Annotated in this window: 14 protein-coding genes and 1 pseudogene; 12 read left to right on the top strand and 3 right to left on the bottom strand. The window is 71.8% G+C overall.

What is annotated here, in order from left to right; genetic code table 11:
* Positions 1 to 4 precede the first annotated feature (4 nt).
* Entirely contained in the window at positions 5 to 703 is a 699-nt protein-coding gene (locus ADK52_RS36025) for a potassium channel family protein (protein ID WP_053694046.1), read from the bottom strand.
* Between the two features lie 67 nt (positions 704 to 770).
* Here ADK52_RS36025 and ADK52_RS36020 point away from each other — a divergent pair, with 67 nt between their 5' ends.
* Positions 771 to 1,331, top strand: coding sequence for an HIT family protein (locus ADK52_RS36020; protein WP_053694045.1), 561 nt, complete (start codon positions 771 to 773; stop codon positions 1,329 to 1,331).
* Positions 1,332 to 1,406: 75 nt separating this feature from the next.
* On the opposite strand, the gene ADK52_RS36015 is transcribed toward ADK52_RS36020, so the two are convergent.
* Both ADK52_RS36015 and ADK52_RS36010 read right to left on the bottom strand, forming a co-directional pair.
* Complete coding sequence (locus tag ADK52_RS36015; protein WP_107090254.1) at positions 1,407 to 3,071, bottom strand: hypothetical protein; 1,665 nt, start codon at positions 3,069 to 3,071, stop codon at positions 1,407 to 1,409.
* Positions 3,072 to 3,209: 138 nt separating this feature from the next.
* Positions 3,210 to 5,405, bottom strand: a complete 2,196-nt coding sequence (locus tag ADK52_RS36010; RefSeq protein WP_053694043.1) for an elongation factor G-like protein EF-G2 — start codon at positions 5,403 to 5,405, stop codon at positions 3,210 to 3,212.
* Between the two features lie 243 nt (positions 5,406 to 5,648).
* Here ADK52_RS36010 and pgsA point away from each other — a divergent pair, with 243 nt between their 5' ends.
* From pgsA to yajC, 11 genes and pseudogenes are all read left to right on the top strand, one after another.
* Positions 5,649 to 6,314 carry a phosphatidylinositol phosphate synthase gene (gene pgsA, locus ADK52_RS36005; protein ID WP_008740487.1) on the top strand — a complete coding sequence of 222 codons (666 nt, stop codon included), beginning with the start codon at positions 5,649 to 5,651 and terminating at the stop codon, positions 6,312 to 6,314.
* A complete protein-coding gene (locus tag ADK52_RS36000) occupies positions 6,314 to 7,222 on the top strand; it encodes a phosphatidylinositol mannoside acyltransferase (RefSeq protein ID WP_053694042.1) in 909 nt (302 codons plus the stop codon). Before pgsA ends, ADK52_RS36000 begins: the two co-directional genes overlap by 1 nt.
* Positions 7,219 to 8,382, top strand: a complete 1,164-nt coding sequence (locus ADK52_RS35995) for a glycosyltransferase family 4 protein (protein ID WP_053694041.1) — start codon at positions 7,219 to 7,221, stop codon at positions 8,380 to 8,382. The genes ADK52_RS36000 and ADK52_RS35995 overlap by 4 nt, the downstream gene beginning before the upstream one ends.
* Before the next feature lie 35 nt (positions 8,383 to 8,417).
* Positions 8,418 to 8,957: a hypothetical protein gene (locus ADK52_RS35990; RefSeq protein ID WP_053694040.1), complete on the top strand. Its 540-nt coding sequence runs from the start codon at positions 8,418 to 8,420 to the stop codon at positions 8,955 to 8,957.
* A gap of 202 nt (positions 8,958 to 9,159) precedes the next feature.
* Positions 9,160 to 10,077 carry a pyridoxal 5'-phosphate synthase lyase subunit PdxS gene (gene pdxS / locus ADK52_RS35985; RefSeq protein ID WP_008740483.1) on the top strand — a complete coding sequence of 306 codons (918 nt, stop codon included), beginning with the start codon at positions 9,160 to 9,162 and terminating at the stop codon, positions 10,075 to 10,077.
* Between the two features lie 8 nt (positions 10,078 to 10,085).
* Positions 10,086 to 10,676 (top strand): pyridoxal 5'-phosphate synthase glutaminase subunit PdxT, encoded by a 591-nt coding sequence (pdxT, locus tag ADK52_RS35980; protein WP_053694039.1) that lies wholly within the window; start codon positions 10,086 to 10,088, stop codon positions 10,674 to 10,676.
* A 57-nt stretch (positions 10,677 to 10,733) separates the two neighbouring features.
* Positions 10,734 to 11,444, top strand: a pseudogene (locus tag ADK52_RS40895) (YebC/PmpR family DNA-binding transcriptional regulator); the annotation flags it as partial.
* 163 nt (positions 11,445 to 11,607) lie between these two features.
* A complete protein-coding gene (gene ruvC, locus ADK52_RS35970; protein ID WP_053694037.1) occupies positions 11,608 to 12,147 on the top strand; it encodes a crossover junction endodeoxyribonuclease RuvC in 540 nt (179 codons plus the stop codon).
* On the top strand, positions 12,144 to 12,764 hold the full coding sequence (gene ruvA / locus ADK52_RS35965) for a Holliday junction branch migration protein RuvA (RefSeq protein ID WP_053694036.1): 621 nt from the start codon (positions 12,144 to 12,146) through the stop codon (positions 12,762 to 12,764). The genes ruvC and ruvA overlap by 4 nt, the downstream gene beginning before the upstream one ends.
* Positions 12,765 to 12,830: 66 nt before the next feature.
* Positions 12,831 to 13,892 carry a Holliday junction branch migration DNA helicase RuvB gene (ruvB, locus tag ADK52_RS35960; RefSeq protein ID WP_053694035.1) on the top strand — a complete coding sequence of 354 codons (1,062 nt, stop codon included), beginning with the start codon at positions 12,831 to 12,833 and terminating at the stop codon, positions 13,890 to 13,892.
* Positions 13,893 to 14,056: 164 nt separating this feature from the next.
* Positions 14,057 to 14,563, top strand: a complete 507-nt coding sequence (yajC, locus tag ADK52_RS35955; protein ID WP_053694034.1) for a preprotein translocase subunit YajC — start codon at positions 14,057 to 14,059, stop codon at positions 14,561 to 14,563.
* Positions 14,564 to 14,592 lie beyond the last annotated feature (29 nt).

The following is a 14,592-nucleotide window of genomic DNA, read 5'->3' as shown; positions in this document are numbered from 1 at the left end:
GGGTCTATCGAGGGGACCCCGGGAAACGTCCGTTTCCCGGGGTCCCCTCGCCGCCTTCCTCGTCCTCCTCGCGGAAGACCTGGATCAGCCAGGACGAGAACGCACCCGTCACCGCCCCGAGCAGGGCCAGGCCGCAGACCATCAGGCCGACCGCGATGACCCGTCCGGTCGGGGTCACGGGGGCCACGTCCCCGTAGCCGACGGTCGTCAGGGTCTGCACCACGCACCACGCCGAGTCCCCGAAGGTCTGGATGGGGGAGGCCGGGTCCGTCCGCTCGCTGTGGTAGATGCCGAGCGAGCCGGAGAAGCCCAGCAGCACCGAGGTGAGCCCGGCGTACGTGATCACGCGCGGGTACAGGCTGCGGCGCGGGCGGCGCCCCTTGGCGCGGATCGCGTCGTGGACCTTGACCAGGCGCAGCGGCCGGAGCGTGGGCAGGAGGACCACCACGGCGTCCAGCCAGTGCCGGCGGACGAAGCGCCGCGGTTTCTCGCCGCTCAGGACCAGCCGGATCAGGAAGTCCGCGAGGAAGCAGCCCCAGGTCACCAGGATCGCCACGGCCGCGACGTCCTGCCAGATGTGCTCGGTGTCGGTGGCCAGGACGCGGACGGCGTACCCGGCCATGAAGACCAGGGAAGCGTAGAAGAGCGGCAGCTCGGTACGCCGCTCCCAGACTCGATCACGGGGCTCTTCTTCGGCACGCATGGGCCCAGCATCGCGGTGCCGGTGGCCGTCTTCCCCCCGGCGACACGCCCTGCCGGGGCAAGGTCATATGCTGCATCCCATGACGACTGAGCCGGAGCAGCAGATCGGTGTGGGCACGCAGGACGCGTTCCAGCGTCTGTGGACGCCCCACCGGATGGCGTACATCCAGGGGGAGAACAAGCCGACCGGTCCGGAGGCCGGGGACGGCTGTCCCTTCTGCGGGATTCCGGAGATGTCCGACCAGGACGGCCTGGTCGTGGCCCGGGGCAAGCACGTCTACGCCGTGCTGAACCTGTACCCGTACAACGGCGGTCACCTGATGGTGGTTCCGTACCGGCACGTCGCCGACTACACGGAGCTCGACGCTGCCGAGACGGTCGAGCTGGCCGATCTCACGAAGCGGGCCATGGTCGCGCTGCGGAAGGCGTCCGGGGCGCACGGCTTCAACATCGGCATGAACCAGGGCGCGGTCGCGGGAGCCGGCATCGCCGCGCACCTGCACCAGCACATCGTGCCCCGCTGGGGCGGGGACACGAACTTCATGCCGGTCGTCGGCCACACCAAGGTGCTGCCCCAACTCCTCGCGGACACCCGCCAGATGCTCGCCGACGCCTGGCCCGTCGGCTAGGACGCGGATCAGGACGACGACCAGGACGACGACCAGGAGGTCCCGGGGCCGCGGATCGGCCCCGGGACCTCCTGTCTAGGCGTCGTAGGCGTCCGCCTTGCGCGGGGCGGCGTCCTGGACGAGACCGCTGACGATCATCGAGCGGTTGCTGAAGCGGTCGATGTCGGCGCCGTTCTCCTCCAGCACCCGCAGCGCCGCCGCGTGCACCGCCCGCAGGACCGGAGTGGCGGCGCGCAGGGCGTCGTCGGCCATGAAGCGGTGGCGCCAGGGCTGGCCCGCCCAGACGTGGCGCAGGCCGAAGGGTTCGGGCAGGACCAGCTTGCCGCCGAAGAATTCGAGGATCGGCGGGAACCAGGTCAGCGGGGCGCGGACGGCGAGGCGGACCACCTCCTGGGCGTCGACCAGCGGCAGGGGCCGCTCGACGGTCTCCCAGAACCGGATGGACTTCGGCACCTCGACCTTCGGGGCCGCCGACTTGCTCGTGAACAGGCCGTGCACCGGTCCGAGCGCGTGGCCGGTCACCTCGACGCGCAGGGTCTTGTACAGCACGGTGACCGTCACCAGCATCGTGATCACCAACTGGCCGTCCCAGAGCGGGTACTGGATGCCGAGGTAGTGCCGGTTGCCGCCGCTGAACTGCTGCTCGTTGCAGATCCGGGTGATCTCGTGCGGCTTGACGAGGAAGGTGTCCACGTCCGCACCGGTGGGGCGGGCCACTTCCCCGGCGGCTTCGCCGACCGGGGTGACGATCCAGTGCTGGATCGAGGCGGGCGGCAGGCCGCCGGTGTGCAGCGGGCCGCGCTCCAGCTTGCGCAGCTCGGTGTCGATCGCCCGTATGACGTCCCAGCTGCGGAACGGGTGGATCTCCATGCCCTCGGTCTTGGGCGCGAGCTCCTCGGCCATCTGCCAGCTGCCCCAGCGGGTGCCCATGCCGAGGATGCCCTTGGGGCCGGCGTAGAAGACGGAGTTGCTGCGGTCCTCGGCCGTGAGCTTGGCCAGCGAGTGCCGCAGGTCTTCCCGGGCCTTCTCGTCGGGGTTGCCGGGTACGGCCTCCGGGATCTTGGCGCCGATGCCGCTGCCGGCCAGCAGCCCGTCCCAGCGCGAGCGCAGGTCGGCGGCGGTGGCCTCGCAGATCCGGCGGGCGAGGAGCCAGCCCACGGCGGGGGCGATGATCATGCCGCGCAGGTAGAGGCCGAGGAAGCCGGTGAACGGCAGCCGGAACATGAGCACGGCCGCCACGACGGCGACGCCCACGAGCAGCAGGGTGCCCAGCCAGGAGCGTTTGCCCTCGCCCTTGGACAGCGTCTTGCGGAGCTGGAACAGGCCCAGCCACAGCAGGAGGCCGGGCAGGAAGACGACGCCGGCGACGAGCATGATCAGGCGCAGCTTGCGGTCGCGCTCCTTGCGGATGCGGGAGGCGGCCAGGCAGTGCTCGACGACGGTCTGCGGGTCGAGGCCGAAGGACTGGATGAGCGGTTTGCGGCCGGCCGCCAGGGTGCGGGCCTCGACGGCGCGGCAGAAGGCCTCGCCCAGGCTGGGCTCGAAGAGCGAGATCTTCGGTGGTTTGATCGTGGACTTGTGGTACTCGTTGTCGGCCTTGGCGATGTCGGACAGCTTGCTGTCCGTGCCGCCGTCCCGGTACGCGGCCGACGCGAGGGCGTTGGTCGCCGCGGTCTGGCCGCCGCCCCCCTGGAGGGGTACCTGCGCCCCGGGCCTGAAGTCGAATCCGTCGTCCGCCACCGTTGCCCCCATCGCTGTGCGTTGTGCTCTTTTGCCGCGCAGATGAGCCTATCGGCGTATCTCTTCCCATGGTCATGGGACAGGGAAATGCCGCCCACCGCAAGCGGCTTGGGTGGGCGGCTCCTGGCGCCGTGTCAGTCAGGTTCCCTTCTCGGCCTGTTCGCGCACCTTGTCGGCGATCTGGGGAGGCATGGGCTCGTGGCGGGCGTAGGCGCGGGTGAACCGGCCCGTGCCGTGCGACACCGAGCGCAGTTCGACGGCGTACCGGCCGATCTCGATCTCCGGGATCTCGGCGCGGACCTGCGTGCGGCCGGCGCCGGCCTGTTCGGTGCCGACCACGCGGCCGCGCCGCCCGGCGAGGTCGCTCATGACGGGACCCACGTACTCGTCGGGGACGAGGACCGCGAGCTCGGCGACCGGTTCGAGGAGGTGGATGCGGGCCTCGGCGGCGGCCTCGCGCAGGGCGAGCGCGCCGGCGGTCTGGAAGGCGGCGTCGGAGGAGTCCACCGAGTGCGCCTTGCCGTCGAGCAGGGTGATGCGTACGTCGACCAGCGGATAGCCGGCGGCGAGCCCGCGGGCGGCCTGGGTGCGGACGCCCTTCTCGACGGACGGGATGAACTGGCGGGGCACGGCGCCGCCGACGACCTTGTCGACGAACTCGATGCCGCTGCCCGGCGGGAGCGGTTCCACCTCGATCTCGCAGATGGCGAACTGGCCGTGCCCGCCGGACTGTTTGACGTGGCGGCCGCGGCCCGAGGCCTTGGCGCCGAAGGTCTCGCGCAGGCTCACCTTGTGCGGGACGGGGTCGACCTGGACCCCGTAGCGGGCGCGCAGCCGTTCGAGGGCCACGTCCTGGTGGGCCTCGCCGAGGCACCACAGGACGACCTGGTGGGTGTCCGGGTTCTGCTCCAGCCGCATCGTGGGGTCCTCGGCGACGAGCCGGGCCAGGCCCTGGGAGAGCTTGTCCTCGTCGGCCTTGCTGTGGGCCGCGATGGCGAGGGGGAGCAGCGGGTCGGGCATCGGCCAGGGCTCCATGAGCAGGGGCCGGTCCTTGGCCGAGAGGGTGTCGCCGGTCTCGGCGCGGGTGAGTTTGGCCACGCAGGCGAGGTCCCCGGCGATGACCTGGGTGAGGGTGCGCTGCTGTTTGCCGAAGGGTGAGGTGAGGGTGCCGATCCGCTCGTCGACATCGTGGTCCTCGTGCCCGCGGTCGGCCAGGCCGTGGCCGCTGACGTGCACGGTCTCCTCGGGGCGCAGGGTGCCGGAGAAGACGCGGACGAGGGAGACGCGCCCGACGTAGGGGTCGGAGGAGGTCTTGACGACCTCGGCGACCAGCGGCCCGTCGGGATCGCAGGTGACGGCCGGGCGCTCGGCGCCGTCCGGGGCGGTGACGGCGACGGCGGCGCGCTCCAGCGGGGTGGGGAAGCCGCCGGTGATCAGTTCCAGGAGTTCGACGGTGCCCAGTCCCTGGCGGGCGCCGTCGGCGGCGGGGGCGGCCATCAGGACGGGGTGGAAGGTGCCGCGGGCGACGGCGCGCTCCAGGTCGTCGACGAGGGTCTTGAAGTCGATGTCCTCACCGCCGAGGTAGCGGTCCATGAGGCTCTCGTCCTCGCTCTCGGCGATGATCCCCTCGATGAGGCGGGAGCGGGCGCCGGAGATGAGGTCGAGCTCGGCGGGCTCGGGGTCGCGCTCCACGCGCTCCCCGGAGGTGTAGTCGTACACGCGCCGGGAGAGCAGGCCGAGGAGGCCGGCGACCGGGGTGTGCCCGTCGGGGCCGGGAGGCCCGTACAGCGGCAGGTAGAGCGGGATGACGGCGTCGGGGTCCTCGGCCCCGAAGATCTCCCCGCAGACGGTGGTCATCTGTGCGTAATCGGCGCGGGCTGCCTCCAGATGGGTGACGACGATGGCGCGGGGCATGCCGACGGCCGCGCACTCGTCCCAGACCATGCGGGTGGCGCCGTCGATCCCGTCCGAGGAGGAGACGACGAAAAGGGCCGCGTCCGCGGCGCGCAGACCGGCCCTGAGCTCGCCGACGAAATCGGCGTATCCGGGGGTGTCCAAGATGTTGATCTTGATGCCGGCCCATTCGACCGGGACGAGGGACAGCTGTACGGACCGCTGCTGCCGGTGTTCGATCTCGTCGTAGTCGGAGACGGCGGTGCCGTCCTCGACCCGGCCGGCCCGGTTGACGGCGCCCGCCGTCAGGGCGAGGGCCTCGACCAGCGTGGTCTTGCCGGCTCCGCTGTGGCCGACCAGCACGACGTTCCGCAGCGACGACGGGCGGTCGGCCGTCGGTGCCCTGCCGGCGGCTCCGGCTTGGTGTGATGTGGCTCCCATGATGCTCGTGCCTCCCGGTGTGACGGTGAGGAGGTTGAATCGGGGTCCTTCGAGCTTTGCACCGGCGTCACACTGCGTCCATACGTAGTACCCGGCGCTGTCCGGAGCGTGACGCGGGCGTGGACCGGCGATTGCCCGGCCCGAACCGGTGGGTGCGCGGCGCCGGGGCCCCGGGGCGCTGGCTACGATGGGCCAGCCGGTGGCCGATGTGGCCGTGCGGCCCAGCGACCCTCCGGGAAGGCCATGCTGAACAAGTACGCGCGTGCTTTCTTCACGCGTGTTCTCACGCCATTCGCCGCATTCCTCCTCCGGCGGGGGGTGAGCCCGGACGCGGTCACCCTGATCGGCACGGCCGGAGTGGTGGCGGGAGCGCTGGTCTTCTTCCCCCGGGGGGAGTTCTTCTGGGGCACCATCACCATCACCCTGTTCGTTTTCTCCGACCTGGTGGACGGGAACATGGCCCGCCAGGCGGGCGTCTCCAGCCGCTGGGGCGCCTTCCTCGACTCCACGCTCGACCGGGTGGCCGACGCGGCGATCTTCGGCGGCCTCGCGCTCTGGTACGCAGGCAACGGGAACGACAACGTGCTGTGCGCGGTGGCGATCTTCTGCCTGGCCAGCGGCCAGGTCGTCTCGTACACGAAGGCCCGCGGCGAGTCGATCGGCCTGCCGGTGGCCGTCAACGGGCTCATCGAGCGCGCCGAGCGGCTGGTGATCTCGCTGGTCGCGGCCGGTCTGTCCGGGCTCCAGACCTTCGGCGTCCCCTCCTGGATCGGGGTGCTGCTGCCGATCGCGCTGTGGATCGTCGCGGTGGGCTCGCTGGTCACGCTGATCCAGCGGGTGGTCACCGTACGCCGTGAGGCGGCCGAGGCCGACGCCGCGGCCGCCGTGGCCGAAGGCGGCGCCGCCTGATGGCCGGCCGGGTGCAGGACAAGCTGGTCGACGGGCTGTACGGGCTCGGCTGGGCCGGGGTGAAGAAGCTCCCGGAGCCGGCCGCGGTGGCCCTGGGGCGCCGGATCGCGGACTACGCGTGGAAGAGGCGCGGCAAGAGCGTGCTGCGGCTGGAATCGAACCTGGCCCGCGTCGTACCGGACGCCGGGCCGGAGCGGCTGCGCGAGCTCTCGAAGGCCGGCATGCGCTCGTACATGCGCTACTGGATGGAGTCCTTCCGGCTGCCCACCATGGACCCGGAGCGCTTCGGCACCGATGTCGAGTTCAAGGACGAGCACCTGCTGCGCGAGGCCCTCGACTCCGGGCGCGGGGTCGTCGTGGCGCTGCCGCACCTCGCCAACTGGGACCTCGCCGGGGCCTGGGCCATCGGCCACATGAAGGCGCCGTTCACCACGGTCGCCGAGCGGCTGAAGCCCGAGACCCTCTACGACCGGTTCGTCGCCTACCGCGAGAGCCTGGGCATGGAGGTCCTGCCGCACAGCGGCGGCGCCGCCTTCGGCACCCTGGCCCGCAGGCTGCGCTCCGGCGGCCTCGTCTGCCTGGTCGCGGACCGCGACCTGTCGGCCACCGGCGTCGAGGTGGACTTCTTCGGTTCGGCGGCGCGCATGCCGGCCGGGCCGGCGCTGCTGGCGCAGCAGACGGGGGCGGTACTGCTCCCGGCGACCCTGCACTACGGGGACTCGCCGAAGATGTACGGCCGGATCCACCCGGAGGTGGCGGTGCCGAAGACCGGGGACCGGGCCGGCAAGACGGCCGTCATGACCCAGGCGGTGGCCGACGCCTTCGCGCAGGGGATCGCCGAGCACCCGGAGGACTGGCACATGCTGCAGCGGCTGTGGCTGGACGACCTGGAGGAGCGCGCGCAGTGAAGATCGGCATCGTGTGCCCGTACTCGTGGGACGTGCCGGGCGGCGTCCAGTTCCACATCCGCGACCTCGCCGAGCACCTGATCCGCCTCGGCCACGAGGTGTCGGTGCTGGCCCCGGCGGACGACGAGACGCCGCTGCCGCCGTACGTGGTCTCGGCGGGGCGGGCGGTGCCGGTGCCGTACAACGGGTCGGTGGCCCGGCTGAACTTCGGCTTCCTGTCGGCGGCGCGGGTGCGGCGCTGGCTGCACGACGGCGTCTTCGACGTGATCCACATCCACGAGCCGGCCTCGCCCTCGCTGGGACTGCTGTCCTGCTGGGCGGCGCAGGGGCCGATCGTGGCCACCTTCCACACCTCGAACCCGCGCTCGCGGGCCATGATCGCCGCGTACCCGATCCTCCAGCCGGCGCTGGAGAAGATCAGCGCCCGGATCGCGGTGAGCGAGTACGCGCGCCGCACGCTCGTGGAGCACCTGGGCGGGGACGCGGTCGTGATCCCCAACGGGGTCGACGTGGACTTCTTCGCCTCGGCCGAGCCGAAGCCGGAGTGGGGCGGGCAGACCCTCGGCTTCATCGGCCGGATCGACGAGCCCCGCAAGGGCCTGCCCGTCCTGATGGCGGCCTTCCCCAAGATCGTGGAGGCCTGCCCGGACGTACGGCTCCTCGTGGCGGGCCGCGGCGACGAGGAGGAGGCCGTGGCCTCCCTGCCCGCCGAGCTGCGCGCACGGGTGGAGTTCCTCGGCATGGTCTCGGACGAGGACAAGGCGCGGCTGCTGCGCAGCGTCGACGTGTACGTGGCCCCGAACACCGGCGGCGAGAGCTTCGGCATCATCCTGGTCGAGGCCCTGTCGGCGGGGGCCGCGGTGCTCGCCTCCGACCTCGACGCGTTCGCGCAGGTCCTGGACCAGGGCGCGGCGGGGGAGCTCTTCGCCAACGAGGACGCGGACGCGCTGGCCGCCGGCGCGGTGGCCCTGCTGCGCGACCCGGAGCGGCGCGCGGAGCTGAGCGCCCACGGCTCCGCGCACGTGCGCCGCTTCGACTGGTCGACGGTCGGCGCGGACATCCTGGCGGTCTACGAGACGGTGACGGACGGCGCGGCGGCGGTGGCCACGGACGAGCGCGTCCGCCTGCGCACCCGCCTGGGCCTGACCCGGGACGCGTAGGGGGTCCCTCCGGAAGGAGGGTATTGTCGCGCGGCGTGATCGAAACCCTTGTCTGGACCGCCCTGGCGCTCGGTGTCATCGGGGTCTACCTCAGCTGGACCGCCGGAAGGCTGGACCGGCTGCACTCGCGGATGGACGCCGCCCGCGCCGCCCTCGACGCGCAGCTCGTACGGCGCGCCTCGGTGGTGCTCGAAGTGGCCACCTCCGGAGTGCTCGACCCCGCCTCCTCGATCGTCCTGTACGAGGCCGCCCACGGCGCCCGCCAGGCCGAGGAGGAGCAGCGCGAGGTCGCCGAGAGCGAGCTCAGCCAGGCGCTGCGCGCGGTGTTCGCCGACGCCGCCCAGGTGGATCTGCTCAAGGCGGCCCCCGGTGGCGAGGCGGCCGCCGAGGAGCTGGCCGCGGCGGTCCGCCGGGTGCCCATGGCACGGCGCTTCCACAACGACGCCGTACGGGCCGCCCGCGCGCTGCGCCGGCACCGCAAGGTGCGCTGGTTCCGGCTGGCCGGCCACGCCCCGTTCCCGCTCGCCTTCGAAATGGACGACGAGCCTCCGGTGGATCTTGCCGACCGCCCGTAGCCTGGCCCGGCGGCCCCAGTTGTACCCAAAGGCCAAGTTGAAAGGGGCCACCGGCTCCTCATTGGCCCTTGCGGTGGACTGGTCGGGGGCGGTTTGCTCGGCGCAGTAGCACCGCGGCCCGTGGGTCACCCCTGGGCGCGCTGCCACCGGCAGCACCCGTCACCACCGCAGCACCCGTCTTCCCTTCGAGTGAGGTCAATCCGTGAGCACGCTTCCCTCCACCCCGCAGTCCGCTGAGTCCGCCATCGGCACCTCCCGCGTCAAGCGCGGCATGGCCGAGCAGCTCAAGGGCGGCGTGATCATGGACGTGGTCAACGCCGAGCAGGCGAAGATCGCCGAGGACGCCGGCGCCGTGGCCGTCATGGCCCTGGAGCGGGTCCCCGCCGACATCCGCAAGGACGGCGGCGTCGCGCGCATGTCGGACCCGAACATGATCGAAGAGATCATCGAGGCCGTCTCCATCCCGGTCATGGCCAAGTCCCGCATCGGCCACTTCGTCGAGGCCCAGGTCCTGCAGTCCCTCGGCGTCGACTACATCGACGAGTCCGAGGTCCTGACCCCGGCCGACGAGGTCAACCACTCCGACAAGTGGGCGTTCACCACCCCCTTCGTCTGCGGTGCCACCAACCTCGGCGAGGCCCTGCGCCGCATCGCCGAGGGCGCGGCCATGATCCGCTCGAAGGGCGAGGCCGGCACGGGCAACGTCGTCGAGGCCGTCCGCCACCTGCGCCAGATCAAGAACGAGATCGCCCGCCTGCGCGGCTACGACAACAACGAGCTGTTCGCCGCCGCCAAGGAGCTGCGCGCCCCGTACGAGCTGGTCAAGGAGGTCGCCGAGCTCGGCAAGCTCCCGGTCGTGCTGTTCTCCGCCGGTGGCGTCGCCACCCCGGCCGACGCCGCGCTCATGCGCCAGCTCGGCGCCGAGGGCGTCTTCGTCGGCTCCGGCATCTTCAAGTCGGGCGACCCGGCCAAGCGCGCCGCCGCCATCGTGAAGGCCACCACCTTCTACGACGACCCGAAGATCATCGCGGACGCCTCCCGCAACCTGGGCGAGGCCATGGTCGGCATCAACTGCGACACCCTCCCCGAGGCCGAGCGCTACGCCAACCGCGGCTGGTAGTCACTGTCATGACCAACCCCGTGATTGGTGTCCTGGCCCTCCAGGGCGACGTACGGGAGCACCTGATCGCCCTGGCCGCGGCGGACGCCGTGGCCAGGCCGGTCCGGCGTCCCGAGGAGCTCGCCGAGGTCGACGCCCTGGTGATCCCCGGCGGCGAGTCCACGACGATGTCGAAGCTCGCCGTCCTGTTCGGCATGCTGGAGCCGCTGCGCGAGCGCGTGCGGGCCGGCATGCCGGTCTACGGCACCTGCGCCGGCATGATCATGCTCGCCGACAAGCTGCTCGACGGCCGTGACGACCAGGAGACCCTGGGCGGCATCGACATGATCGTGCGCCGCAACGCCTTCGGCCGTCAGAACGAATCCTTCGAAGCGAAGATCGATTTCGCGGGCATAGGGGGCGGCCCCGTCGAGGGCGTCTTCATCCGCGCCCCCTGGGTCGAGTCGGTCGGCGCGCAGGCCGAGGTACTCGCCACGTACGACGGCCACACGGTCGCCGTGCGCCAGGGCAACGTCCTCGCCACCTCGTTCCACCCCGAGCTGACCGGTGACGACCGGGTCCACGCGTACTTCGTCGACATGGTGCGCGCGGGGCTGTAAACAGGTCCCGGTAGGATCTGAGGTGAACACTGTTGGTGACGCGAAGGAGACAGGCGGATGTCCGGCCACTCTAAATGGGCTACGACGAAGCACAAGAAGGCCGTGATCGATGCCAAGCGCGGCAAGCTCTTCGCGAAGCTGATCAAGAACATCGAGGTCGCGGCCCGTATGGGCGGTGCCGACATCGACGGCAACCCGACCCTTTTCGACGCCATCCAGAAGGCCAAGAAGAGCTCGGTCCCGAACAAGAACATCGACTCCGCGGTCAAGCGCGGCGGCGGCCTCGAGGCCGGCGGCGCCGACTACGAGACGATCATGTACGAAGGCTACGGCCCGAACGGTGTCGCGGTGCTCATCGAGTGCCTCACGGACAACCGCAACCGTGCCGCGTCCGACGTCCGCGTCGCCATGACCCGCAACGGCGGCTCGATGGCCGACCCGGGCTCGGTCTCGTACCTGTTCAACCGCAAGGGCGTCGTCCTGCTGCCCAAGGGCGAGCTCTCCGAGGACGACGTCCTGGAGACGGTGCTCGAGGCCGGTGCCGAAGAGGTCAACGACAACGGCGACACCTTCGAGATCATCAGCGAGCCCACCGACATGGTCGCGGTCCGCACCGCGCTCCAGGAGGCGGGCATCGACTACGACTCGGCCGACTCCAGCTTCGTCCCGACCATGCAGGTCGAGCTGGACGAAGAGGGCGCGCGCAAGATCTTCAAGCTGATCGACGCGCTGGAGGACAGCGACGACGTGCAGAACGTCTTCGCCAACCTTCCCCCCCATCCCCCCCCCCCGGGGGGAGGAAAGGGAGAGGCCCGCCCCCTCACCCCCCGCGGGGGGGGGGCGGGGGGCCCCCCCCCCCCCCGCCCCGCCGCTTTGTCAGTGCCACCGGTTAGCCTGCACGCACTGGCAATCGAACGAGGGCGGGGGCGGAGTGCGCGTACTCGGCGTGGACCCGGGGCTGACCCGGTGCGGTGTCGGCGTGGTCGAGGGTGTCGCCGGCCGCCCGCTGACGATGCTCGCCGTGGGGGTCGTACGGACGCCCGCGGACGCGGAGTTGGGCCACCGGCTCGTCGCCATCGAGCAGGGCATCGAGGAGTGGCTGGACCGTCACACGCCCGAAGTCGTCGCCGTGGAGCGGGTGTTCAGCCAGCACAACGTCAGCACGGTGATGGGCACCGCCCAGGCCAGCGCCGTGGCCATGCTGTGCGCCGCGCGCCGCGGGATACCGGTCGCCCTGCACACCCCCAGTGAGGTCAAGGCCGCCGTCACCGGCTCCGGCCGGGCCGACAAGGCGCAGGTCGGAGCCATGGTGACCCGGCTGCTGCGGCTGTCCGCCCCACCGAAGCCCGCCGACGCCGCGGACGCCCTCGCCCTTGCCATCTGCCACATCTGGCGGGCCCCCGCCCAGAACCGCCTCCAGCAGGCGGTCGCCCAGCACGCCCTGCACGCCTCGAAAGGCCGCCCCTCATGATCGCCTTCGTCAGCGGCCCGGTCGCCGCGCTCGCCCCCACCCTGGCCGTGATCGAGGTCGGGGGAGTGGGCATGGCCGTGCAGTGCACGCCGAACACCATCGCCGGCCTGCGGATGGGGGAGACGGCGCGGCTGGCCACCTCCCTGGTCGTACGGGAGGACTCGCTGACGCTGTACGGCTTCGCGGACGACGACGAGCGGCAGGTCTTCGAACTGCTGCAGACGGCGAGCGGGGTCGGGCCGCGCCTGGCGCAGGCGATGCTCGGGGTGCACAGCCCGGACGCGCTGCGACTGGCCGTCTCCACGGGTGACGAGAAGGCCCTGACGGCGGTGCCGGGCATCGGCAAGAAGGGGGCCCAGAAGCTGCTGCTGGAGCTGAAGGACAAGCTGGGCGCACCGCTGGTCGGCGCTCAGCGCGCCCCCGTGGCGGCGGGCCCGGCGCCGTGGACGGAGCAGCTGGCGGCGGCCCTGATCGGCCTCGGCTACGCCTCCCGCGAGGCGGAGGAGGCCGTCTCGGCGGTCACCCCGCAGGCGGAGGCGGCCATCGCCGCCGGCGGCTCCGCCCCCGTCCCCCAGCTCCTGCGCGCGGCCCTCCAAACCCTGAACCGGGCCCGCTGACCGGGCGCGGCGCCGCGCGGGCCCGCTCCGGAAACCACCGTACGAACGACAAGGCAGACTGACAGCGTGAACTGGGATGACGAGAGCGACGACCGGATCGTGGCGGCTGCGGCGGACGGCGAGGACACCGCCGTCGAGGCGGCCCTGCGGCCCAAGGACCTCGGCGAGTTCGTCGGCCAGGAGAAGGTCCGCCAGCAGCTCGACCTGGTGCTGAAGGCGGCCCGCCAGCGCGGCGCCACCGCCGATCACGTGCTGCTCTCCGGTGCGCCCGGGCTCGGCAAGACCACCCTCTCCATGATCATCGCCGCCGAGATGGGCGCGCCCATCCGGATCACCTCCGGCCCCGCCATCCAGCACGCGGGCGACCTCGCCGCCATCCTCTCCTCCCTCCAGGAGGGCGAGGTCCTCTTCCTCGACGAGATCCACCGCATGTCCCGGCCCGCCGAGGAGATGCTCTACATGGCCATGGAGGACTTCCGCGTCGACGTGATCGTCGGCAAGGGACCCGGGGCCACCGCCATCCCGCTGGAGCTGCCGCCCTTCACCCTGGTCGGGGCCACGACCCGGGCCGGCCTGCTCCCGCCCCCGCTGCGCGACCGCTTCGGCTTCACCGGGCACATGGAGTTCTACGCCCCCGAGGAGCTGGAACGCGTCATCCACCGCTCCGCCCGCCTCCTCGACGTGGAGATCGACACGGCCGGCGCCGCCGAGATCGCCGGGCGCTCCCGCGGCACCCCGCGCATCGCCAACCGCCTGCTGCGCCGCGTCCGCGACTACGCGCAGGTCAGGGCCGACGGGGTGATCAACCGCGAGGTGGCCGGCACCGCCCTCCAGGTGTACGAGGTCGACGCGCGCGGCCTCGACCGCCTCGACCGCGCCGTGCTCGAAGCCCTGCTCAAGCTCTTCGGCGGCGGCCCCGTGGGCCTGTCCACGCTCGCCGTCGCCGTCGGCGAGGAGCGGGAGACCGTCGAGGAGGTCGCCGAGCCGTTCCTCGTACGGGAAGGCCTGCTGGCCCGTACCCCGCGCGGCCGGGTCGCGACCCCCGCCGCATGGGCTCACCTGGGGCTTGTCCCGCCTCCGCAGCAGGGGAGTGGATCAAGCGGACAACAGGGCTTGTTCGGGGCCTGACGGCGCGGAGGTTCGCCCGGTCAGGAACTGCGGTGCCATGCTGGGCGTTGTTCCATCGGTGCGGACTCGCCTAGACTCCGCCGATGCCGACCCTTCAGGCCGGCATGCCCACCCCCGTAGAAATTGACCGTCTCCCGTGCGGTCGTGCGAAGGATCTCCGTCCCGTGAATCTCGTGACACTCCTCCCGTTCATCGTGCTCATCGGGGCGATGTTCCTGATGACCCGCTCCGCGAAGAAGAAGCAGCAGGCGGCCGCGCAGATGCGCGACCACATGTCGCCCGGCACCGGCGTCCGCACCATCGGCGGCATGTACGCCACGGTGAAGGAGATCGGCGAGGACACCGTCACCCTCGAGGTGGCCCCCGGTGTCCACGCGGTCTACGCGAAGAACGCCATCGGCGCCGTCCTCGACGACGCGGAGTACAACCGCATCGTCCACGGCATCAGTGATGATCTGACGATCGACACGCCGGCCGTCCCGGACGACGCCTCCTCGCTGACCCTGGACAAGGACGCGGACAAGAGCGCGGACGAGGCCGGGACCGACGCCCCGAAGCTCGACCTGGGCAAGAAGGACGAGCCCAAGGCGGACGAGCCGAAGGACGGCCAGGCCAAGAACGAGGAGCCCAAGGGCGACAAGCCCGAGGACGGCGAGGCCGGCGCGAAGTAGCGCGCGGCCGGGGACCGTGCAGGCGCCTG

The sequence above is a fragment of the Streptomyces sp. WM6372 genome, from assembly GCF_001279655.1.
Classification (GTDB): Bacteria; Actinomycetota; Actinomycetes; order Streptomycetales; family Streptomycetaceae; genus Streptomyces.
The sequence above is the reverse complement of the archived record's forward strand: the minus strand, read 5'-3'. Positions and strand labels throughout refer to the sequence as shown.